24 protein-coding genes and 1 pseudogene are annotated in these 20418 nt (G+C 53.0%); 22 read left to right on the forward strand and 3 right to left on the reverse strand.

The annotated features are described in order from the left end of the window. Positions 1 to 4: 4 nt before the first annotated feature. The 16 genes from rpmC to gdhA all read left to right on the forward strand — a co-directional run bounded on the left by rpmC (position 5) and on the right by gdhA (position 9471). On the forward strand, positions 5 to 217 hold the full coding sequence (gene rpmC, locus DK507_RS11600) for a 50S ribosomal protein L29 (protein WP_109356548.1): 213 nt from the start codon (positions 5 to 7) through the stop codon (positions 215 to 217). 9 nt (positions 218 to 226) lie between these two features. After that, positions 227 to 538 carry a 30S ribosomal protein S17 gene (gene rpsQ / locus DK507_RS11605; RefSeq protein ID WP_109356549.1) on the forward strand — a complete coding sequence of 104 codons (312 nt, stop codon included), beginning with the start codon at positions 227 to 229 and terminating at the stop codon, positions 536 to 538. Positions 539 to 599: 61 nt separating this feature from the next. Next, positions 600 to 968, forward strand: a complete 369-nt coding sequence (rplN, locus tag DK507_RS11610) for a 50S ribosomal protein L14 (RefSeq protein ID WP_074204535.1) — start codon at positions 600 to 602, stop codon at positions 966 to 968. A gap of 2 nt (positions 969 to 970) precedes the next feature. Further along, entirely contained in the window at positions 971 to 1291 is a 321-nt protein-coding gene (rplX, locus tag DK507_RS11615; protein WP_109356550.1) for a 50S ribosomal protein L24, read from the forward strand. Then, complete coding sequence (gene rplE / locus DK507_RS11620; RefSeq protein ID WP_109356551.1) at positions 1284 to 1862, forward strand: 50S ribosomal protein L5; 579 nt, start codon at positions 1284 to 1286, stop codon at positions 1860 to 1862. Before rplX ends, rplE begins: the two co-directional genes overlap by 8 nt. A gap of 68 nt (positions 1863 to 1930) precedes the next feature. Then, positions 1931 to 2236, forward strand: a complete 306-nt coding sequence (gene rpsN, locus DK507_RS11625; protein ID WP_108810506.1) for a 30S ribosomal protein S14 — start codon at positions 1931 to 1933, stop codon at positions 2234 to 2236. 12 nt (positions 2237 to 2248) lie between these two features. After that, a complete protein-coding gene (gene rpsH / locus DK507_RS11630; RefSeq protein ID WP_109356552.1) occupies positions 2249 to 2644 on the forward strand; it encodes a 30S ribosomal protein S8 in 396 nt (131 codons plus the stop codon). Then, positions 2644 to 3177: a 50S ribosomal protein L6 gene (gene rplF / locus DK507_RS11635; RefSeq protein ID WP_109356553.1), complete on the forward strand. Its 534-nt coding sequence runs from the start codon at positions 2644 to 2646 to the stop codon at positions 3175 to 3177. Before rpsH ends, rplF begins: the two co-directional genes overlap by 1 nt. 3 nt (positions 3178 to 3180) lie before the next feature. After that, positions 3181 to 3534: a 50S ribosomal protein L18 gene (rplR, locus tag DK507_RS11640; RefSeq protein ID WP_109356554.1), complete on the forward strand. Its 354-nt coding sequence runs from the start codon at positions 3181 to 3183 to the stop codon at positions 3532 to 3534. A 2-nt stretch (positions 3535 to 3536) separates the two neighbouring features. Then, positions 3537 to 4265 (forward strand): 30S ribosomal protein S5, encoded by a 729-nt coding sequence (gene rpsE / locus DK507_RS11645; RefSeq protein WP_109356555.1) that lies wholly within the window; start codon positions 3537 to 3539, stop codon positions 4263 to 4265. A gap of 6 nt (positions 4266 to 4271) precedes the next feature. Then, complete coding sequence (gene rpmD / locus DK507_RS11650; RefSeq protein ID WP_109356556.1) at positions 4272 to 4451, forward strand: 50S ribosomal protein L30; 180 nt, start codon at positions 4272 to 4274, stop codon at positions 4449 to 4451. 46 nt (positions 4452 to 4497) lie between these two features. After that, positions 4498 to 5052, forward strand: coding sequence for a 50S ribosomal protein L15 (gene rplO, locus DK507_RS11655; protein WP_109356557.1), 555 nt, complete (start codon positions 4498 to 4500; stop codon positions 5050 to 5052). Between the two features lie 182 nt (positions 5053 to 5234). Continuing rightward, a complete protein-coding gene (gene secY / locus DK507_RS11660; RefSeq protein ID WP_109356558.1) occupies positions 5235 to 6608 on the forward strand; it encodes a preprotein translocase subunit SecY in 1374 nt (457 codons plus the stop codon). 44 nt (positions 6609 to 6652) lie between these two features. Then, positions 6653 to 7303, forward strand: coding sequence for an adenylate kinase (locus DK507_RS11665; protein WP_109356559.1), 651 nt, complete (start codon positions 6653 to 6655; stop codon positions 7301 to 7303). Positions 7304 to 7385: 82 nt separating this feature from the next. Then, the gene (locus DK507_RS11670) at positions 7386 to 7985 is read left to right on the forward strand and encodes an SRPBCC family protein (protein WP_162559026.1); all 600 of its coding nucleotides are present in this window, start codon (positions 7386 to 7388) and stop codon (positions 7983 to 7985) included. Positions 7986 to 8115: 130 nt separating this feature from the next. Further along, positions 8116 to 9471 (forward strand): NADP-specific glutamate dehydrogenase, encoded by a 1356-nt coding sequence (gene gdhA, locus DK507_RS11675; RefSeq protein WP_109356561.1) that lies wholly within the window; start codon positions 8116 to 8118, stop codon positions 9469 to 9471. 51 nt (positions 9472 to 9522) lie between these two features. On the opposite strand, the pseudogene DK507_RS11680 reads toward gdhA, so the two are convergent. Further along, a pseudogene (locus DK507_RS11680) lies at positions 9523 to 9783 on the reverse strand (hypothetical protein). 121 nt (positions 9784 to 9904) lie between these two features. Here DK507_RS11680 and DK507_RS11685 point away from each other — a divergent pair. The 6 genes from DK507_RS11685 to DK507_RS11710 all read left to right on the forward strand — a co-directional run bounded on the left by DK507_RS11685 (position 9905) and on the right by DK507_RS11710 (position 16487). After that, complete coding sequence (locus DK507_RS11685) at positions 9905 to 11362, forward strand: ATP-binding protein (protein WP_109357645.1); 1458 nt, start codon at positions 9905 to 9907, stop codon at positions 11360 to 11362. Between the two features lie 337 nt (positions 11363 to 11699). Further along, complete coding sequence (gene rpsM, locus DK507_RS11690) at positions 11700 to 12068, forward strand: 30S ribosomal protein S13 (protein ID WP_074204551.1); 369 nt, start codon at positions 11700 to 11702, stop codon at positions 12066 to 12068. A 52-nt stretch (positions 12069 to 12120) separates the two neighbouring features. Continuing rightward, a complete protein-coding gene (gene rpsK, locus DK507_RS11695) occupies positions 12121 to 12510 on the forward strand; it encodes a 30S ribosomal protein S11 (RefSeq protein ID WP_074204552.1) in 390 nt (129 codons plus the stop codon). A 103-nt stretch (positions 12511 to 12613) separates the two neighbouring features. Beyond that, the gene (locus tag DK507_RS11700) at positions 12614 to 13672 is read left to right on the forward strand and encodes a DNA-directed RNA polymerase subunit alpha (RefSeq protein WP_108810491.1); all 1059 of its coding nucleotides are present in this window, start codon (positions 12614 to 12616) and stop codon (positions 13670 to 13672) included. Positions 13673 to 13808: 136 nt separating this feature from the next. After that, entirely contained in the window at positions 13809 to 14231 is a 423-nt protein-coding gene (rplQ, locus tag DK507_RS11705; RefSeq protein ID WP_109356562.1) for a 50S ribosomal protein L17, read from the forward strand. Positions 14232 to 14330: 99 nt separating this feature from the next. After that, positions 14331 to 16487, forward strand: coding sequence for a prolyl oligopeptidase family protein (locus tag DK507_RS11710; protein ID WP_109356563.1), 2157 nt, complete (start codon positions 14331 to 14333; stop codon positions 16485 to 16487). Between the two features lie 54 nt (positions 16488 to 16541). Here DK507_RS11710 and DK507_RS11715 read toward each other — a convergent pair whose 3' ends face one another. Further along, the gene (locus tag DK507_RS11715; RefSeq protein WP_109356564.1) at positions 16542 to 17627 is read right to left on the reverse strand and encodes a metallophosphoesterase; all 1086 of its coding nucleotides are present in this window, start codon (positions 17625 to 17627) and stop codon (positions 16542 to 16544) included. Positions 17628 to 17741: 114 nt separating this feature from the next. Next, a complete protein-coding gene (gene gyrB / locus DK507_RS11720) occupies positions 17742 to 20297 on the reverse strand; it encodes a DNA topoisomerase (ATP-hydrolyzing) subunit B (protein WP_254054358.1) in 2556 nt (851 codons plus the stop codon). Positions 20298 to 20418 lie beyond the last annotated feature (121 nt).

The following is a 20418-nucleotide window of genomic DNA, read 5'->3' on the forward strand; positions in this document are numbered from 1 at the left end:
GGACATGAGCAAGACAGAAGATTTGCGGACCAAAACCGACGATCAGCTTGAGGCCGATCTGGGCGAACTGAAGCGCGAGGCATTTAACCTGCGCTTTCAGTCTGCGACCAACCAGCTCGAAAAGCCAAGTCGGATACGCGAAGTGCGTCGCACGATTGCGAAGATTAAAACCCTGCAGAACGAGCGCGCGAAAGCCGCCGTCGCAGAAAAGGCGTAAGGAACCGATATGCCAAAACGTATTCTCACCGGCACAGTAGTGTCAGACAAGGGCGACAAGACCATTGTTGTCAATGTCGAACGCAAAGTGAAGCATCCGCTTTACGGAAAAATTATGCGTCGTTCGAAAAAATATCATGCGCATGATGAAAAGAACGAGATGAGCACTGGTGAAACCGTGCGTATCGAGGAAACAAAACCGATTTCCAAGTTGAAGACTTGGAAGGTGCTGGAACGGGTTGGCGCTGCTGCTGCTCCTGCAACACCAAAGGTTGCTGAAATTACCGCTGAAGACGAAGGCGAAGTCAAAGCCGAAAGCTGAAGCTAGCGAAGTTTAACTGTGCTCCGAATATTCGGGGCGGAATGAAGAAGGAAATGGATCCATGATCCAGATGCAATCGAACTTGGAGGTCGCTGACAATAGCGGAGCCAAACGCGTGCAGTGTATCAAGGTGCTGGGCGGTTCCAAGCGCCGGTTTGCTGGCGTTGGCGACATTATTGTTGTGTCGATCAAGGAAGCGGCCCCGCGCGGCAAGGTCAAGAAGGGTGATGTTCACCGGGCCGTGATCGTGCGCACGAAGAAAGATATCCGCCGCAAAGACGGTTCGGTTATCCGCTTCGACAGCAATGCCGCTGTTTTGGTCAACAATGCGCAGGAGCCAATTGGCACGCGTATCTTTGGCCCTGTGGTTCGCGAACTGCGCGCCAAAAAGCATATGAAAATCATCAGCCTTGCGCCGGAGGTGCTATAATCATGGCCAATGCAAAGATCAAAAAGGGTGACACCGTTGTAGTTCTGTCCGGCAAGGACAAGGGCAAATCCGGTGAAGTGACCAAGGTTATGCCAAAAGACGATAAAGTGATCGTCGCTGGTGCCAATGTTGCTGTGCGTCACCGCAAACCGACACAGGCCAACCCGCAAGGTGGTCTGGAACGCCGTGAAGCGCCAATGCACATCAGCAAGGTTGCTGTGGCCGATCCTAAAGATGGCAAGCCGACACGGGTTCGCTTTGAAGAGAAAGACGGAAAGATGGTCCGTGTGGCCGTGAAATCCGGGGAGAAAGTCGATGGCTGATAAATATTTGCCACGCATGCGTAAAAAATATGACGATCAGATCGTCAAAGCGATGCAGGAAAAGTTCAACTATTCCAATCCTATGGAAGTGCCAAAGATCACCAAGATCACACTGAATATGGGCGTTGGTGAAGGTAGCCAGGACAAGAAGAAAGCCACGACAGCGGCAGCTGAAATGGAACTGATTGCTGGTCAGAAGCCTGTCATCACCAGAGCGAAGACGTCTATCGCGACGTTCAAGCTGCGTGAAGGCATGCCGATTGGTTGTAAAGTAACATTGCGCCGTGAGCGGATGTACGAATTTCTCGATCGTCTGATCACCGTGGCCATGCCGCGTATTCGTGACTTTCGTGGTCTGAACCCAAAGAGTTTTGATGGTCGTGGCAACTTTGCCATGGGCATTAAAGAGCAGATTATTTTTCCTGAGATTGCCTATGACGACATCGATGTGGTGCGCGGCATGGACATTATCGTGACGACAAGCGCGAAAACGAATGACGAAGCTCGCGAGCTTCTGAAACTGTTCGGTTTCCCGTTCCCGCAGGAAGAAGAAGAGCAAGCCGCGGCATAATCCGCGAGAGACAATTTTTTAAGTTTCCGGTTTTCGGAGACACGCAAGAAAGGAAGAGAACTTAAGTCATGGCGAAACTGAGTTCCATTAATAAAAACGAACGTCGCAAGAAGCTGGTTAAGAAATATGCCGGCCGTTATGCGAAGTTGAAGGCGATGGCCAACGATCAGTCTCTTGACGAGACCGAGCGTTTGATGGCGCGTCTTAAAATGGCGGAAATTCCGCGCAACGGTAATCCAACCCGCGTGCGTAACCGCTGCGAAACAACAGGACGTCCGCGCGGCTATTACCGCAAGTTCCGTCTCTGCCGCATTGAGCTGCGTGATATGGCTAACAAAGGCCTTATCCCCGGCGTAACGAAATCCAGCTGGTAAAGGGAAGATAATATGGCTTTTACCGATCCCTTGGGTGATATGCTCACCCGCATCCGTAACGGACAGCAAGCACGTAAGGACAGTGTGGTTTCACCTGCTTCCAAATTGCGCGGTGCTGTTCTCGAAGTTCTGCAGCGCGAAGGTTATATTCGCGGCTACAGCGAAGAAGAGGTGAACAAGCACCCCGGTCTTCGTATTGAACTGAAATATTTTGAAGGCGAGCCGGCTATCCGCCACGTGGCCCGCGTTTCAAAGCCTGGTCGTCGTATCTACAGCGGTTCTCAGGAGCTGCCTTCAGTACGCAATGGCCTGGGCATTACAATCGTTTCGACGCCAAAAGGCGTTTTGTCTGACGCGGAAGCGCGCCAGCAGAATGTCGGCGGCGAAGTACTCGCAGAGGTGTTCTAATGTCTCGTATCGGCAAAAAAGCAGTTAGCATTCCTGACGGCGTTACCGCCACGATGGAGGACGGCCTGGTCAAGATCAAAGGACCAAAGGGCGAACTTTCCACCCCTATGGTTGATGATCTGAGCTATGAGTTGAGCGATGGCGGTTTGTTGGTCACACCAGCAAACAAAACCACACGCGCACGCTCTTACTGGGGCATGCAACGGACACTGGTTCAGAACCTTGTCGACGGTGTAACCGAAGGTTTTACCAAAGTTCTTGAAATCACGGGGGTTGGTTATCGTGCGGCAGTGAAGGGTAAAATCCTTAACTTGCAGCTTGGTTTTAGCCACGATGTCGATTTCGACATTCCGGAAGGTATCACCATCAAGACGCCGGATCAGACCACGGTCGAAATTTCGGGTATTGATAAACAGCAGGTTGGTCAGGTTGCCGCAGAAATTCGGCGCTGGCGCAAACCGGAGCCTTATAAGGGCAAGGGCATTAAATATCGCGGCGAATATGTTTTCCGCAAAGAAGGGAAGAAGAAATAAGCCATGGCTAATATTTCTCTATTCAAACGGCGTCAGCAACGCGTTCGCACCAAATTGCGGAAGCGCGGGCTCACAAAACCTCGTTTGTCTGTGCACCGCACAGGTCGTCATATCTATGCGCAAGTCATTGATGATTCAGAGGGCAAGACTGTTGCCGCTGCTTCAACAATCGACAAGGCGTCCAAGGTAAAAACGGGTGCCGATAGCGCCGCCGCAGCCGATGTTGGCAAGCGCGTTGCAGCAGCAGCGAAAAAAGCGGGCGTAACCGAAGTAATTTTTGACCGTGGCGGTTTTCTGTATCACGGACGTGTGAAGGCCTTGGCCGACGCTGCACGTGAAGGCGGATTGGAGTTTTAAGCATGGCTGAAGAAACAAAGAACGAAGGCTCAGAAGCGCCGGAATCAGCTGCACCAGCTGAGGCTGCTCCTGCCGAGCAAAAACAAGAGCGTCAAGGTCGCGGTGGAAACCGTGGCGGACGTGACGGTGGACGCGGCGGCCGTGATGGCGGACGCGGTCGTGGCCGTGGTCGTGGTGGCCGGGATCAGGATCAGGGCGAAGAGTTGATCGAGAAACTGGTTCACATCAACCGTGTTTCCAAAACTGTTAAAGGCGGTAAGCGCTTTGGTTTTGCTGCCCTGGTTGTGGTTGGCGACGGCAAAGGCCGTGCCGGTTTTGGTAAAGGTAAAGCACGCGAAGTGCCTGAAGCGATTACCAAAGCAACAGCTGCTGCGAAAAAGAAAATGGTTCGCGTTCCATTGCGGGAAGGTCGTACGCTTCACCATGACGGCAAAGGCCAGTTTGGTGCAGGCAACGTGACCTTGCGTTCGGCGCCTCCAGGTACCGGTATCATTGCCGGTGGGCCTATGCGTGCGGTTTTCGAAAGTCTTGGTGTGGCCGACGTGGTGACCAAGTCTAACGGAACATCCAACCCTTATAACATGATCCGGGCAACCTTCGTGGCGCTTGGTGAACAGACCAGCCCCAAGGCTGTATCCCAGCGGCGCGGCAAGAAAGTTGCCGATCTGCTTGGCCGCGGCGGCGCTTCTGAAGCTGAGGCTGAGGCCGAAGCTGCAGCAGTTACGGAGTAAGGCATAATGGCTAAAGTGAAAATCAAGCAGATTGGTTCGCCAATCCGTCGCCCGGAAGAACAGCGCAAGACGTTGATCGGCCTGGGCCTCAATAAAATGCACCGTGTTTCCGAATTGGAAGACACCCCGGAAGTGCGCGGCATGATCCGTAAGGTGCACCATCTTGTAGAGGTTGTTGAAGGGTAAAACCCGAGGACAACCGTGCGAATAAAAGCGAAAGCGAGTACACGACATGAAACTGAACGAAATTAAAGATAATGACGGCGCGCGCAAATTGCGTACCCGTATTGGCCGCGGCATTGGTTCCGGCAAAGGCAAAACCGGCGGACGTGGTCAAAAGGGCCAGAAGTCTCGCTCCGGTGTTTCCATCAACGGCTTTGAAGGTGGTCAGATGCCACTTCACATGCGGCTTCCGAAGCGCGGTTTCAACAACCCGTTCGGCACCGACTATGCTGAAGTCAATTTGGGTATGATCCAGAAGTTCATCGACGCCAAAAAGCTGGCCAACAAAGGTACGCTGGACCAGGCAGCTTTGAACGCAGCCGGTCTGACCCGTGGCGGCAAAGACGGTGTGCGTCTGCTGGCCAAAGGTGAAATCAAGGCGAAAATCACCATTGCTGTTGCTGGCGCTTCCAAAGCAGCCATCGAAGCGGTGGAAAAAGCGGGCGGCAAAGTCGAAATTCTTGCTGGTGCAGCGACCCACCGTCCAAAAGGCGAAAAGAAGGCAACACCTTCCAAGCCGGCTAAAGAGAAAAAGGCCGCCAACAGGGCCAAAAAGAAAGATTGATTTAGACCAATCAACGGCCCCGCTAAGCTTCAGAGCATAGACGGGGCCTTTCTTTTTATCCGTATCGGCTCAGCTTGATGCCCAAGAGCCTTGTTTTTCGGGCAGCAACATCCGATATGGGATCGATGCATTGATTTGAAGCAGGAATAGCTTCATGAACGGCGGGGCAAGGAACTACTAAAATGGCATCAAAAGCCGATCAGGTCGCAGCAAATTTGAGCCTGGCAAAATTCGGAGAAGCAACCGAACTCCGCAAACGTATCTGGTTTACGCTGGGTGCGTTGGTGGTTTTCCGGCTGCTCAGCTTCGTACCACTTCCTGGTGTGGATCCAGTCGTACTGGCGGATCTATATGACCAGACACGCGGTGGTGTTCTTGATATTTTCAATACATTTTCCGGCGGTTCGCTTGAGCGGATGAGCCTGATTGCATTGGGTGTAATGCCCTATATTACCGCATCGATTGTCGTCCAGTTGGCCGCCGCTTTGTCACCGACATTGGCCGCGATCAAGAAAGACGGCGAAGCGGGCCGCAAAAAGCTCAATCAATATACCCGCTATGGTACGGTTGGTCTGACGGCGATCCAGGGCTATTTCATAGCCGTTGGGCTGGAGAGCTTTGCCTCTCAATCCGGTCTGCAAGCCGTAGTTAATCCCGGTATGGGCTTTCGTATTGGTGCGGTGATCAGTCTGGTCGGCGGTACATTATTCCTGATGTGGCTGGGTGAGCAGATTACCAGCCGCGGTATCGGTAACGGTATCTCGCTTATCATCATGGCCGGTATTGTCGCTCAGATGCCGACTTTCGTCAGCAATCTCATGGAAGGCAGCCGGACTGGTTCTGTTGGCGCTTTGACCATTGTTGGTTTGATCGCGATGGTCGTTGGTCTGGTGCTGTTCATCAGTTTCATGGAGCGTGCGCAAAGACGCGTGCTCATTCAATATCCCAAACGCGCCACGCAAAATGGCGTGATGCAGGCGGATCGCAGCCATTTACCGCTGAAGGTCAATACAGCCGGTGTTATCCCGCCGATCTTCGCTTCCTCGCTGTTGTTGATGCCACTGACGGTTAGCCAGTTTGCTGGAAATACAGCTGCAGGAGAAAGCGCGAGTGGTGACTTCATTATCGCGTTGAACCAATATCTTGCTCATGGGCAACCGCTTTACATGGCGCTTTATGCAGCCGGTATTATCTTCTTCTGTTTCTTCTACACGGCGGTTGTTTTTAACCCCGAAGAAACCGCCGATAATCTCAAGAAAAATGGTGGCTTTGTGCCTGGCATCCGGCCCGGTAAAAATACATCGGATTATCTTGATTATGTGTTGACCCGCATTACGGTTGTTGGCGCTGCGTACCTGGCTTTTGTCTGTGTTTTGCCGGAATATATTATGGCGCAAACCAATTTGCCGCTCTTCTTCCTGGGCGGGACCAGTTTGCTGATTATCGTGAACGTGACCGTCGATACGGTTACCCAGATTCAGAGCCACTTGCTGGCTCTGCAATATGGCGATCTGCTGAAAAAAGCGAAACTCAAAGGCGGTCGCCGCAAACGCTAATAATTTTCCTCCGGGATTGGTAAGGTTATAGGGGACAGTAACTTATGGACATCATCCTGTTGGGACCACCGGGTGCCGGAAAAGGTACGCAAGCCGGTCTTCTCGAAGACGAGCATGGCATGGTCCAACTGTCCACCGGCGATATGCTGCGCGCAGCGGTTAAGGCTGGCACAGAGGTTGGCTTGAAAGCCAAAGCATTGATGGACGCTGGCGAGTTGGTTCCCGATGAAGTCGTTTCCGGCATTATTGGCGATAGGCTTGACGAACTTGGTTCCGATCAAGGCGTTATTTTTGATGGCTATCCCCGTACCGAGGCGCAGGTCCATTCGCTTGATGAGATATTGACGGCTCGAAACCGCAAGCTCGATCATGTTATTGAACTGGGTGTGGACGTTGACGCACTGGTGGAACGCATTACCGGGCGGTTCACTTGCGGCAATTGCGGCGAAGGCTATCACGACAAATTCAAGCAACCTGCCAAGGCAGATGTTTGCGATGTCTGCGGTTCTAACGAATTTAAACGCCGCCCGGACGATAATGAAGAAACCGTTCGCACCCGCATGGATGAGTATCGCGCCAAGACGGCGCCGATCCTGCCCATCTACGAGGAGCGCGGTATAGTCACCAAGGTCGACGGCATGGGCAGCATGGATGCTGTGAGCAGCGCCATTGAAGCAGTGCTTGCTCTGGACTGATTTCGTTTGTCAGCTTTGGCTGATAGATATTGCCAGTGACAAGGACGCCGACTAGTCTCCCGCCTAACAGGGGAGACACAGATTGTTCCGATTCATATTACCATTGGCAGCTGCTCTCAGCGCCACCGCCGTGCAGGCAGAAGTTACCAATACCGCGGATAACGGCTTTACTGTCAAACATTCAGCTCCGGTGAATGCGGCTCCCGAAGTCGTGTGGAAAACCATCATTGCACCGGCTCGTTGGTGGAATGGTGAGCATAGTTTTTCCGGCAATGCCGAAAATTTCTATCTGGTGCCGCAGGCCGGTGGCTGTTTTTGCGAGCTGCTGCGCACGGTAAGCGAAGACAATATCAAATCGGCCGAAGGCAGCGTGCAGCATATGCGTGTCCTGTTTGCGCAGAACAACAAAGCCTTGCGGATGTCCGGTGCGCTTGGCCCATTGCAAGGGGAGGCGGTGACAGGCACGCTTACTATCGGCCTGCGCCCTGATGGAGAAAATACTGCCGTATCCTTCGTCTACAAGGTCGGAGGATATATGGAGTTTCCGGTCGATCAAATCGCGCCGGCGGTCGATGGCGTTATTGGCGAACAGCTAACCCGGCTTGCAGCGCTTTTTGCACCGGAAGAAGAAACGGAGGCGGAACCAGAGAGCGAACCCGAAGAAGCGGAGCAAGCCGAATAAATCGGGCCAAATATCAAAGCTTTACCAATCGAATAAATTGCCGTTAATATGATGCCCAAGTCAAATGCGACTCGAGGACATCGCAATTGATCGCGGGCGCGCAGATAATCACTCTAGGGGGAGTAAGGCGATGGCCGTTTCAGATCATGTAGATTTTCCAACATTCATGGAAGGCGTGAAAAAGCGCAATCCCGGACAAACCGAGTTTATTCAGGCGGTGCAGGAAGTCGCCCAGGATATTTACGGGTTTATCGAGGATAAGGAAGAATATCACGCGGCGCAGATATTGCGGCGCATGGCAGAGCCCGATCGCGTGGTTTCCTTCCGCGTTTGCTGGGAAGATGATAATCACAATATCCGCGTGCAGCGCGGTTGGCGGGTCCAGAATAACAATGCCATCGGCCCTTATAAGGGCGGCATCCGTTTCCATCCCAGTGTGACTGAAAGCGTGCTGAAGTTTCTCGCCTTTGAACAGACGTTCAAAAATTCGCTGACCGGCCTGCCCATGGGTGGCGGTAAGGGCGGCGCCAATTTTAACCCCAAAGGCAAGTCAGACGCCGAAGTGATGCGTTTTTGCCAAAGCTTCATGACCGAGCTTTATCGTCATATTGGCCCTGATACCGATGTGCCGGCGGGTGACATTGGCGTGGGCGGCCGTGAAATTGGCTATATGTTTGGCCAGTATAAACGGATCACCAATCGCTGGGAAGGCGTGCTGACCGGCAAAGGTCGTGAATATGGCGGCAGTGAAATGCGGCCTGAAGCCACCGGCTATGGCGCGGTTTATTTCATGCAAAATATGCTGGCGCACAAGAAAGACGTTATTGAAGGCAAGACAGCGGTCATTTCCGGGTCCGGCAACGTTGCGACCCATGCAGCTGAACAAATTACCAAACAGGGCGGCAAGGTTCTGACCCTGTCCGACAGTGGCGGTTTTGTGCACGATCCTGACGGTTTCACCCAAGAGAAAATCGACTGGGTCAAAGAGCATAAAACCCATCGCCGTGGACGCATGTCGGAATATGTCGATGAGTTTAAAGGCGCGACCTTCCACGAAGGACAGCGTCCGTGGAGCGTGGCCTGCGATCTCGCCTTGCCTTGCGCTACACAAAATGAACTCAATGAAGACGAAGCGAAAATGCTGGTCTCAAACGGCGTGAAAGCCGTCTCGGAAGGCGCGAATATGCCTACCACGTTAGAAGGTGTTCATGTCTTCCACGATGCGAAGATCATGTATGGACCGGGCAAGGCGGCCAATGCTGGCGGCGTAGCAGTATCTGGCTTGGAAATGAGCCAGAACGCGGAGCGTATCAGCTGGAACCACGAGCGTCTGGGCACCATGCTGACCGAATTGATGGAAGGCATCCACAGTCAGTGCGTCGAATATGGCGACCAGGGTGATGGCTATGTCGACTATGTGAAGGGCGCGAATATCGCGGGCTTCAAGAAAGTCGCCGACGCGATGCTGGCCTACGGGGTTGTCTAAGGCTGAAGTGATAAAGCGGCTTGCTGGAGATACCGGGAAGCCGCTTTATCATCAATTGCCTTGAGCGCGGTCCATCAAATCCATAAAGTCGCGGGCGGAATTGCGGTCCGTCTCATCTTCGAAGGCGCTGTCCAGATCTGGCGCAGAGCCCAGCATATATAGCACGGCCCACAAGGCGAAGCGTCGTCCGCTGTCTGTTTCCAATCCTAAATCAACGCGCATCCGCTCGACGCCGGCCTTCATTGCCTCTGGGTGGGCCGACGAAAGATCGGTGGTGCCGAAATAGCGCTGTCATTGATCATCGAAATCCATTCGTGTTGATCTAAGCCATCGCTCATATATTCGCAACTCAGTCAAAAATACTCTGGTTTGGCTCGTTCCATCAGTTGCAACTTCACAGCCTTGTCGGTAGGGCCGCGATGTGAATGTTGGTATGGAAATTGGGAATGATGACACGGGGCAAGCCGTGCATATCAATGTTGAAGAGCTGCTGGCTACGCGGCTATTGGTGCAGGGCAATTCGGGCTCGGGAAAATCGCATCTTCTGCGCCGTCTGCTTGAAGAGAGTGCACATCTCGTTCAGCAAGTGGTGATCGATCCCGAAGGTGATTTTGCCACATTGGCGGACGCCTATAATCACGTGGTGATCGACGCGGGCGACTATAATGAGCGGGAAATTGCCACTATGGGGACTCGCATAAGGGAGCATCGCGCTTCGATCATCCTGAATCTGGAGGCATTGGAACTCGAAGCGCAAATGACCTGCGCGGCGGCATTTCTCAATGCTATGTTCGATGCGCCGCGTGATCATTGGTATCCGGCTTTGGTGGTGGTGGACGAAGCGCAGATGTTCGCGCCTGCTGTAGCGGGAGATGTACCGGATGCTGTGCGCCGTGCCAGCCTTGGCGCCATGACCAATTTAATGTGCAGGGGGCGCAAGCGCGGCCTGGCTGGCGCGATCGCGACCCAAAGGCTTGCCAAACTGGCAAAAAATGTCGCGGCTGAGGCAAGCAATTTCCTGATGGGTCGCACGTTCCTTGATATCGACATGGCGCGCGCCGCTGATCTGCTGGGCATGGAACGCCGACAAGCCGAACGCATCAGGGATTTGGAGCGAGGATGTTTCCTGGGCCTTGGTCCGGCTATATCGCGCCGTCCGATATCCATGAAAATAGGGCCGACGCAAACCAGTACCCGTATGGGTACGCATAGCCTTTTGCCAATGCCTGAGGCTGAGCCAGAGAATTTGCGCTCCATGCTATTCGCCGAAATGGAAACGGATCCCATGCCGGTTCAGCATCAATCAGAGCCAGAGCCGATAGCCGCTGAGGAGTTAATTCGCCGTATCGCTGCGCCAGAGCCAGCACCCGAAACGCCATCTGCGCCCGATGATACGGATGATGGGGCAGGGGATGATATCGCTGATATTGAGGCGATCATTGTCAATGTATTGCAAGAAATGCTTGCCGATACCGATAGCGCTTATCAACCAGATGCATTGCTATATCAGGATTTTTCCGTCCGATGCCGGATGCAGCAACTTGCCAGTGCGCCTCTGGAGCTAGCCGATTTTCGCCGCCGTTTTGCGTTGGCGAAAGGCGGGATACTTGACCCCAGTGAACCGCGTTGGAAAGATATCCTGAAAGTATCCACGCATTTGCCTGAAGATATGGCAGCACCTTTTCTGCAAATCGCGCGAGCCGCGATGGAAGGCAGCCCATGTCCTGACGATGATGCGCTGGGCCGCGCTTATGGTACGAGGTCTCCCGGCCGTATCCGCAGGCTGGTTGAATATATGGAAAAGCAGGGTGCGATCGTCGTTCGCGCCGATTTCGGTGGAAAGCGTTCGATTGGCATTCCCCAATTGGGCTTCAGTACAGAAGCCCAATAAGTTTGGCAGCAAATCCGTTTGAATTGACTAAAGCTTCTGTTTTGGGATCACTTGGCAGCTAATAACCACTTCTGCACCCATAGCGGGCATGGCTTTGATATTGATCAGAAGCTATTGACGGACTAATTTAGATGCAATTCTGAATCTGCCGGTTCGCCGCTTAAACCGCTATTGACAGCGCCAGCGACTCTCCCTATTTGGAGCTTATTCGAAATCCAACACAACCGGCAACGCTTTCGTGGCGTCCGCTGGTTTTGTGCGTTTTGGATGTGTTTTTAACAGCTTAGCTATGAGATAGAGACCGGCGAATCGGTCTCTGTGGAGCAGGAGAAAAATATTGGCACGTATTGCCGGGGTAAATATCCCAACAAACAAGCGCGTTATTATCGCGCTCACCTATATTCACGGTATCGGACGCACAAAAGCGGCTGAAATTGTCGAAAAACTGAAAATTGATCCAGCCCGCCGGGTTCAGGACCTTACCGATCAGGAAGTTTTGCACATTCGCGAAACCATTGACGCAGACCATACGGTTGAAGGTGATTTGCGTCGTGAGAACGCAATGAACATCAAGCGCCTGATGGATCTGGCCTGCTATCGCGGTCTTCGTCACCGTAAAGGTCTGCCGGTTCGCGGACAGCGTACGCACACCAATGCGCGTACCCGCAAAGGCAAGCCCAAGGCTATTGCCGGTAAGAAAAAATAAGACAGTCTTTTTAAGACTTGTCTCTTCTGGATATTAGGTAGGAATTGATCACATGGCACGCGAACCTCAGCGCATTAAAAAGCGCGAGCGCAAAAATATTTCGGCAGGCGTAGCGCACGTCAACGCCACATTTAACAACACGATGGTCACCATCACCGATGCACAGGGCAATGCGATAAGCTGGTCTTCTGCAGGCATGATGGGTTTTAAAGGCTCTCGTAAATCTACGCCGTACGCGGCGCAGGTTGCAGCGGAAGACGCTGGCAAAAAAGCAGCTGACCACGGTGTTCGCACCCTGGAAGTTGAAGTTAAAGGCCCCGGCTCTGGCCGTGAGTCTGCTCTTCGTGCGCTGCAGGCAGTCGGTTTCACCATTACCTCGATCCGCGATGTTACGCCGATCCCGCACAATGGTGTCCGTCCGTCCAAGCGCCGCCGCGTCTAAGCCGCGCAAGTTTACGGGAACTATCCGGCCGGTAGTTTCCAATTTTTGGTAATTCGGAGTGGTAACGGTCCAACCCACTCTTTGAACTCACTAGGGGAAGTCCATGACTGTCAATATGAAGAACTGGCAAGAACTGAAGAAGCCCAATGTTCTCGATATAAAATCCGGTGGTGATCCCAAGCGTAAAGCTACTTTTGTAGCAGAACCTCTTGAGCGCGGCTTTGGCTTGACCATTGGTAACGCCTTGCGCCGTGTTTTGCTGTCATCGTTGCAAGGTGCTGCGGTTACTTCGATCAAGATCGAAAATGCTCTGCATGAATTCTCGTCGCTCCCCGGCGTGCGTGAAGATGTCACTGACATTGTTTTGAACGTCAAACAGATCGCTCTGAAGATGGAAGGCGAAGATGCCAAGCGTCTGCAGCTTTCTGCAACCGGTCCTGCAGAAGTGACTGCAGGCGATATTGCGGTTTCCGGCGACATCGAAGTAATGAACCCTGACCTGGTTATCTGTCACCTTGATGAAGGCGCGTCCTTCAACATGGAACTGACCGTCAATGTCGGCAAAGGCTATGTTCCAGCGGTTGCTAATCGTCCGGCAGATGCACCCATCGGCCTGATCCCGGTTGACTCGCTCTACTCGCCAATCCGTCAGGTTTCTTATAAAGTCGATAATGCCCGTGTTGGTCAGGAGCTTGACTTTGACAAGCTGAACCTCACCATCGACACCGACGGCACCGTGACCCCGGAAGATGCCATTGCTTATGCAGCGCGCATTCTTCAGGATCAGTTGCAGCTGTTCGTGCATTTCGAAGAAGCTTTGGAAAGCGTGTCGTCGCCCATCGGCATGGCCGCAGCACAGAGCCAGCAGGAAAGCGACGCCAACCAGCTCAACCGTTACCTTCTCAAGAAGGTCGACGAGCTGGAATTGTCCGTCCGTTCAGCAAACTGCCTCAAGAACGACAATATCATTTATATTGGCGATCTGGTGCAGAAGACCGAAGCCGAAATGCTGCGTACACCTAACTTTGGCCGTAAGTCCTTGAACGAAATCAAGGAAGTGCTGTCCAGCATGGGTCTGCGTCTGGGAATGGATATTCCTGGTTGGCCGCCTGAAAATATCGAGGAAATGGCCAAGAAGCTTGAGCAAGAGCTGCTGGGTTAAACGGGAAACTGGCCGACCCGCAAATCGGCCTGCATCGGGGTACCTCATACGGCCCCAATACGAACGTCCGATCCCTTCAGGGAAAGTGGGAACCGGTTTCCCGCCCGGAAGAGTCGGCAAAAATGGAGTATAGAATATGCGTCATAGAATGAAGGGCCGCCGTATGCAGCGGACCGGTGCTCACCGTCAGGCTTTGCTGAAAAACCTGTCTGCGGCACTGATCAAGCATGAGCAGATCATGACAACCCTGCCTAAAGCCAAAGAAATGCGGCCTTATGTAGAAAAGCTGATCACGTTGGCGAAAAAAGGTGGCTTGTCTAACCGTCGTCTTGCGCATGCGCGTTTGATGGACGAGACTCAGGAAAAGAAGCTTTTTGGCGAGTTGGCCGAGCGCTATAGCGACCGTAGCGGTGGTTATACCCGGATTATTAAAGCCGGTTTCCGCGATTCGGACGCCGCTGCCATGGCAGTGATCGAACTGGTGGATCGTAACGAAGAAGCAAAAGGTCAGGACAGTGGTCCGGATCAGAATGCTGAAGAAGATTTCGAAGAGGCATAAGCCGCTTCATCTGAAAGGCAGTTTCAATTGATAATAGAGGCCGTGGGCGATAAGCTCGCGGCCTCTTTTCTTTGTGTTTCACAGTTTTCGGGGAATTTTATGCGTATCACCGGTCTTCTTGTTCTGGCACTGGCCAGCAGTACGGCAATCACTTCCAATCCAGTTCTTGCCCAAACCGAAACAGAAGCGAAGGATGATGCTCTGACCTACCCGAAAACCAAGACTGTCGATGTGATTGAAGAACAATTTGGCGAGTCCATTGCAGATCCTTATCGCTGGCTGGAAAACGATGTGCGGGAAGATGCCGAGGTCGCGGCTTGGGTGAAGGCGCAAAATGCGGTGACCGATGCATATCTGGTGACGCTGGAAGACCGTAAACCACTTGCAACATCAATGACTGCTCTTTTCGACTATGACGAGATTGAACCTCCTGTCGAGGCAGGTGGAAAATATTTCTTCGAGCGCAAAAGTGGCGGCCAGAATCAGGCCATACTTTACGTCCGGGATGGGAAAGATGGCGAAGAGCGCGTGCTGATCGACCCGGCGGATTGGTCGGACGATGGCGCAACAGCACTGGCGGAATGGAAGCCTTCGGAAGATGGCAGCTTGCTGGCTTATGCAGTTCAGGACGGCGGTTCCGACTGGCGCACCCTGAAGGTCATTAATGTCGCAACCGGTGAGATTATGAAGGACACAGTGGAGTGGGTTAAATTCAGCGATCTTGCATGGATGCCGGGCAATAGCGGTTTTCTCTATTCCCGCTTTCCCGAACCGGAAGAGGGTGAAGCGTTTCAGTCGCTGAACAAAAATCACACCATCTATGTGCATGTTCTGGGGAGCGAGCAGAGCCGGGATATAAAGGTTTACGCTACCCCCGATCAACCGGAATTGAGCCACACCGCTACGGTCACTTCGGACAAGCAATGGGTGGTCATTACCTCCTCTTCGGGAACCGACGATCGCTATGAAATTACGTTGGTCAAGGTGGATGCCAATGAGATTGAGCCGCGCAAGTTGGTCACCGGATTTGACCATAATTGGTCACTGATTGATGGTGTTGGCGATACGCTCTATTTCATGACCAATATGGACGCGCCGCGCCTGCGGGTCATGAAAACGGATGTCAGTGCTGAAACCCCGGAATGGGTAGAGGTCGTCCCGGAGCATATGGCGACGATTGATGATGCGGTATTGGTCGGCGATACACTGGCAGTGGATTATATCGATGATGCCAAGAGCCGGCTCGAGCTGTTTGCGCTGGATGGTACGCCCAAGGGTGTGGTTGATTTACCCGGGCTGGGTCAGGTCAAGGGGTTGGACGGTTCGGCCAAGGCGGACGCAGGCTATTTCGCGTTTGAAAGCTTCAATCAGCCTGCGACTGTTTACAGCTTTGGTGATGCGGGGGTACCCACTGTATGGGCTAAACCGGATATACCGTTTGATCCCGAAAGCATCACCGTGTCGCAGCGCTTCTATGAGAGCAAAGACGGCACGAAAATCCCGATGTTCCTGGTGCACAAGAAGGATCTCGACCTGAGCAAGGGCGTACCGACGCTGCTCTACGGCTATGGGGGATTCAATATCTCGGTTCTGCCCGGGTATAGCGCGCCCAAAATGGCCTGGATCGAAGCAGGCGGCGTCTATGCTTCGGCCAATCTGCGCGGCGGCGGCGAATATGGCAAGGAATGGCATGATGGCGGTCGTCTGCAGAACAAACAGAATGTGTTTGATGATTTTATCGCGGCGGGTGAATATCTGATCGCTGAGGGCATCACGCCCAAGGATGGTCTGGCGATTGAGGGACGCTCCAATGGCGGGCTTTTGGTGGGAGCGGTGATGAACCAGCGGCCGGACCTGTTTACTACGGGCCATGCGGCTGTGGGCGTGATGGACATGTTGCGCTTCGACCGGTTTACCGCTGGTCGTTACTGGGTCGATGACTATGGCTATCCGAACAGGGAGGCAGATTTCCGGAAACTGCTGAGCTATTCGCCTTATCACAACATAAAGGATGGCACGGACTATCCGGCGCTAATTGTTTCAACCGCTGATACCGACGACCGCGTGGTGCCGGGGCACAGCTTCAAGTATACCGCGCGATTGCAGGCTTTGAATACCGGCGAGAAACCGCATCTGATCCGCATAGAAACGCGGGCAGGGCATGGTAGCGGCAAGCCGACCGATAAACTGATCGAGGAATATTCCGATATCTACGGCTTCATGGCCGATGCCGTCGGGTTGGAAATTACTGAATAGGTTTTACTGAGATTTGCCCTTGTTGTGTGATTCGTCGACCAGTAGGGGATATTTTCAAGAAGGGTTCGCTGCGGAAACATTCAGTTTCGTGAATCCGTCTTTGGTGTGAGCAAAAAATTCGCCATTTTCGATGCGCAAAAATGACGGCACACCGCCGTAGTGGGCCGAAGCTCCGGTATCGATCTGGACTAGCCTGCCGTCGCGGCTGACCCGAATGCCCTTTTCATTGCGCGTGTGACCGATGATGATGTGGGCGGCGTTATAGGTTCGCAGCACCATATTGATTTCCCTATCCGCATCGAAACCCTTCTCGTCCTCGCGGCCGCGAACATTGCCGCGGTACCAGAGCGGCCCCAATCTGTGGCGCAGGATATTATCGCGTGATCGATCCTGTTTGCGAAGCGCTTTTTCAGCCGCGATGTTCATTTCATCAAGCGAAAAGCGGCTGAATTCCTGACTATATCCACCATGAGCGAATAAATAGCCTCGTACCTTTGTCACCACCTGATTACGCGCCACCCATTTGCCAATATAGCCGGTTGGGCTCCACGCGGCGCGGTGTTCCAACTTACCCAAAGGCGTATTTTTCTCCCATTCCGTCTTGATTTGATCAGCGGTCAGCTTTGGGGACTTTTTTCGATATCTGGCTTCGATATCCGAGCGATGGGTAGCATAGTGATCGCGCCTGACCGCTTCGGAATTTTTATCTGCGAAAGCAGCATATTCACCCGGGTGGACATAACGCAGATCGCGGTACACATTCATGGCTTCATGATTGCCGACCATCGGAACGACCTTGCCGCCGGAAGAAGGCGCCTGCTGTTCGAGCAATTGCAGGCTTTCGATGATCTTGCGGGTGTCAGGACCACGATCCGGGATATCACCTGTTTGTACAAAGATGGTATCACTACCGATCCAGTTGCCTTGCTGGTCCATCAAACCAGCTTCAAGCATCAGCGCTCGATAAGGGGCATAGTCTCCATGCATGTCACCGATCGCGATGATCTTGGGTATGGTATTATTCTGGCCAACCTCTAAGGGAGCATCTTGCACCGAAGCGCAGGCAGTGAGTAGCGATAGTCCGGTGATCAACAAAAAATATGCGTATAGACGAGACGCAAATTTTCCTGCCCTTGGCATACGACCTCCCACAACTACAATTTCGATAATGGTTTTAACGCATTACGCACGTATGCGATATCAAACCATAATCAAAAAACGAAGCTATTGTGCCCAATGTGGCCGGAACTGTACTTAAACGTCCAGATTGGCGACGTTCAGCGCGTTGTCGACGATAAATTCCCGCCGTGGTTCGACCACGTCGCCCATCAGCTTGGTGAAGATCTCGTCTGTCACGTCCGCCTGTTCGACCGTCACTTGTAGCAGAGAGCGAACTTCGGGATCCAGCGTGGTTTCCCAAAGTTGCTCGGCATTCATCTCTCCCAGGCCTTTATAGCGCTGGAAGGACAGGCCTTTGCGTCCGGCGGCCAATACGGCATCCAGCAGTTCGGATGGCCGCGTGATCAGTACTCCTTCCGATCCTGCGCTGCCATCATCCTCACTATCTTCCGCTGCGCCCTTCACTAGGCGGCTACCGGTTGCATAAGTGGCACTTTGTTCGGATGCCAGGCTGTGCAATTTGCGCGCTTCGGCCGATTCCAGGAATTTGGCTTCGATAATATGGTGATCAGTGACCCCGCGCCACAAACGCTCGAATAAATAGCCACCTTCTTCGGAAACACTGCCCGACCAGCGGCCTTCTTCGTCCACAGCGTCCATCCAGGCGGCAGCAGCCTCAACGGCGGCTTGCCGCTCGGCGGGGCCATGTTGCGGATTAAGCGCGCCGGTTAGCGCCATGCCTTCGACAATGGTGCTGTCATAGCGGCGCGGCACATAGGTCATTAGTGAGCGCATACGCCGACCATGTTCGACCAGATTGCGCAAATCCTCACCGGACCGTGCGCCTTCAGCCGTTTGCAAGATCATATTCTGCAAACCGGCCTCAACCAGATAATTGTCGAGCGCGTTATCGTCTTTCAGATACACCTCGCTCTTGCCCTTGCCAACTTTGTACAGCGGCGGCTGAGCAATATAAAGATGCCCGTTTTCAACAATCTCCGGCATTTGCCGATAGAAAAATGTCAAAAGCAAGGTGCGGATATGCGCGCCATCGACGTCAGCATCGGTCATGATCACGATCTTGTGATAGCGCAGCTTTTCAATATTGAAATCTTCACGACCAATACCTGTGCCCATGGCCTGAATCAGTGTGCCGACTTCTTTGGAAGAGAGCATCCGGTCAAAGCGCGCACGCTCAACGTTCAATATCTTACCTTTGAGCGGCAGGATCGCCTGATAATGGCGGTCGCGTCCCTGTTTAGCCGATCCACCAGCGGAATCACCCTCCACCAGGAAAAGTTCCGATTTCGCTGGATCGCGTTCCTGACAATCAGCCAGCTTGCCGGGCAGGGAGGCAATATCCATTGCGCCCTTGCGCCGTGTAAGTTCACGCGCTTTCTTGGCCGCTTCACGGGCCGCAGCAGCGTCGATCACCTTCTGGACAACCATTGCCGCATTTTGCGGATTTTCTTCCAGCCATTCTGCTAGCTTGTCAGCCATCAGGCTTTCCAGCGGCTGGCGAACTTCGGAAGAGACCAGCTTGTCTTTGGTCTGCGAGCTGAATTTCGGATCCGGCAGTTTGACCGACACAATGGCGGTCAGGCCTTCGCGCATATCATCGCCAGTCAGCTTGACCTTCTCTTTCTTAAGCGCGCCAGAACTTTCGGCATAATTGTTCAGCGTCCGCGTTAGTGCCGAACGGAAAGCCGCCAAATGGGTACCGCCGTCGCGCTGAGGGATATTGTTGGTGAAACACAACACATTTTCATAATAGCTGTCATTCCATTCCAGCGCGACGTCGATAGTGACATCATCACGGTCACCATGAATGGCAATGGGGTCCGGCACGAGAGCGGTCTTGTTGCGGTCGAGATATTGCACAAAGGCCGCAATGCCGCCTTCGTAGAAAAGATCAATTTCCTTGGCCTCTTCATGGCGTTCGTCACGCAGCAGAATGTGGACGCCGCTGTTAAGGAATGCCAGCTCGCGATAGCGATGCTCGAGCTTTTCAAAGTCAAATTCGGTAATCTTGAAGGTTGCAGGAGAAGGGAAGAAGGTAACCCGCGTACCCTTTTTGCCATTAGCATCACCGATGACTTCCAGTGAGCGCACAGCATCACCAAATTCAAAGCGCATATTATGCTCTTTACCATCGCGCCAGATATTGAGTTCCAGCCATTCGGACAGCGCGTTTACAACAGACACGCCCACGCCGTGGAGACCGCCGGAAACCTTATAGGCATTGTCGTCAGAAGTGTTTTCAAACTTACCGCCTGCGTGGAGCTGAGTCATGATAACTTCTGCTGCACTTACGCCTTCTTCCTTGTGCATCCCTACAGGAATGCCGCGGCCATTATCTTCGACGGAAACGCTGCCATCGGCGTTCAGGGTGATCAGAATCAGGTCGCAATGACCAGCCAAAGCCTCATCAATCGCGTTATCCGATACCTCAAACACCATATGATGCAGGCCCGAGCCATCATCGGTATCACCGATATACATTCCGGGCCGTTTGCGAACCGCATCAAGGCCTTTCAGGACCTTGATGGAATCGGCACCATATTCATTTTTGTTGGAACTGTCGGAAGCGTTTTCAGCGCCTTCCGGGCTGTTATTTTCTGTGTTTTCACTCATGCCTGCAGGATAGCGATTTGGTGCGATAAACCCAAGCAAATTGTTGGATTTTGACATATTATTTCACTGATTTTTCAAATGCTTAACATATCCGGACAATTGCCAGCTTTTTCTCGCGCGAAGGCGCGAAGAATGCGAAGAAATTCTGGTGAAATATTCGCTTTATGCACTTGCCACT

It is taken from the genome of Sphingorhabdus sp. EL138, from assembly GCF_900258045.1.
Classification (GTDB): domain Bacteria; phylum Pseudomonadota; class Alphaproteobacteria; order Sphingomonadales; family Sphingomonadaceae; genus Parasphingorhabdus.

What these genes read in the sequence shown, in the direction of transcription:
- rpmC (WP_109356548.1), top strand. Translation starts at nt 5, where the DNA reads ATGAGCAAGACAGAAGATTTGCGGACCAAAACCGACGATCAGCTTGAG.
- rpsQ (WP_109356549.1), top strand. Translation starts at nt 227, where the DNA reads ATGCCAAAACGTATTCTCACCGGCACAGTAGTGTCAGACAAGGGCGAC.
- rplN (WP_074204535.1), top strand. Translation starts at nt 600, where the DNA reads ATGATCCAGATGCAATCGAACTTGGAGGTCGCTGACAATAGCGGAGCC.
- rplX (WP_109356550.1), top strand. Translation starts at nt 971, where the DNA reads ATGGCCAATGCAAAGATCAAAAAGGGTGACACCGTTGTAGTTCTGTCC.
- rplE (WP_109356551.1), top strand. Translation starts at nt 1,284, where the DNA reads ATGGCTGATAAATATTTGCCACGCATGCGTAAAAAATATGACGATCAG.
- rpsN (WP_108810506.1), top strand. Translation starts at nt 1,931, where the DNA reads ATGGCGAAACTGAGTTCCATTAATAAAAACGAACGTCGCAAGAAGCTG.
- rpsH (WP_109356552.1), top strand. Translation starts at nt 2,249, where the DNA reads ATGGCTTTTACCGATCCCTTGGGTGATATGCTCACCCGCATCCGTAAC.
- rplF (WP_109356553.1), top strand. Translation starts at nt 2,644, where the DNA reads ATGTCTCGTATCGGCAAAAAAGCAGTTAGCATTCCTGACGGCGTTACC.
- rplR (WP_109356554.1), top strand. Translation starts at nt 3,181, where the DNA reads ATGGCTAATATTTCTCTATTCAAACGGCGTCAGCAACGCGTTCGCACC.
- rpsE (WP_109356555.1), top strand. Translation starts at nt 3,537, where the DNA reads ATGGCTGAAGAAACAAAGAACGAAGGCTCAGAAGCGCCGGAATCAGCT.
- rpmD (WP_109356556.1), top strand. Translation starts at nt 4,272, where the DNA reads ATGGCTAAAGTGAAAATCAAGCAGATTGGTTCGCCAATCCGTCGCCCG.
- rplO (WP_109356557.1), top strand. Translation starts at nt 4,498, where the DNA reads ATGAAACTGAACGAAATTAAAGATAATGACGGCGCGCGCAAATTGCGT.
- secY (WP_109356558.1), top strand. Translation starts at nt 5,235, where the DNA reads ATGGCATCAAAAGCCGATCAGGTCGCAGCAAATTTGAGCCTGGCAAAA.
- DK507_RS11665 (WP_109356559.1), top strand. Translation starts at nt 6,653, where the DNA reads ATGGACATCATCCTGTTGGGACCACCGGGTGCCGGAAAAGGTACGCAA.
- gdhA (WP_109356561.1), top strand. Translation starts at nt 8,116, where the DNA reads ATGGCCGTTTCAGATCATGTAGATTTTCCAACATTCATGGAAGGCGTG.
- DK507_RS11685 (WP_109357645.1), top strand. Translation starts at nt 9,905, where the DNA reads ATGGAAATTGGGAATGATGACACGGGGCAAGCCGTGCATATCAATGTT.
- rpsK (WP_074204552.1), top strand. Translation starts at nt 12,121, where the DNA reads ATGGCACGCGAACCTCAGCGCATTAAAAAGCGCGAGCGCAAAAATATT.
- DK507_RS11700 (WP_108810491.1), top strand. Translation starts at nt 12,614, where the DNA reads ATGACTGTCAATATGAAGAACTGGCAAGAACTGAAGAAGCCCAATGTT.
- rplQ (WP_109356562.1), top strand. Translation starts at nt 13,809, where the DNA reads ATGCGTCATAGAATGAAGGGCCGCCGTATGCAGCGGACCGGTGCTCAC.
- DK507_RS11710 (WP_109356563.1), top strand. Translation starts at nt 14,331, where the DNA reads ATGCGTATCACCGGTCTTCTTGTTCTGGCACTGGCCAGCAGTACGGCA.
- DK507_RS11715 (WP_109356564.1), bottom strand. Translation starts at nt 17,627, where the DNA reads ATGCCAAGGGCAGGAAAATTTGCGTCTCGTCTATACGCATATTTTTTG.
- gyrB (WP_254054358.1), bottom strand. Translation starts at nt 20,297, where the DNA reads ATGTCAAAATCCAACAATTTGCTTGGGTTTATCGCACCAAATCGCTAT.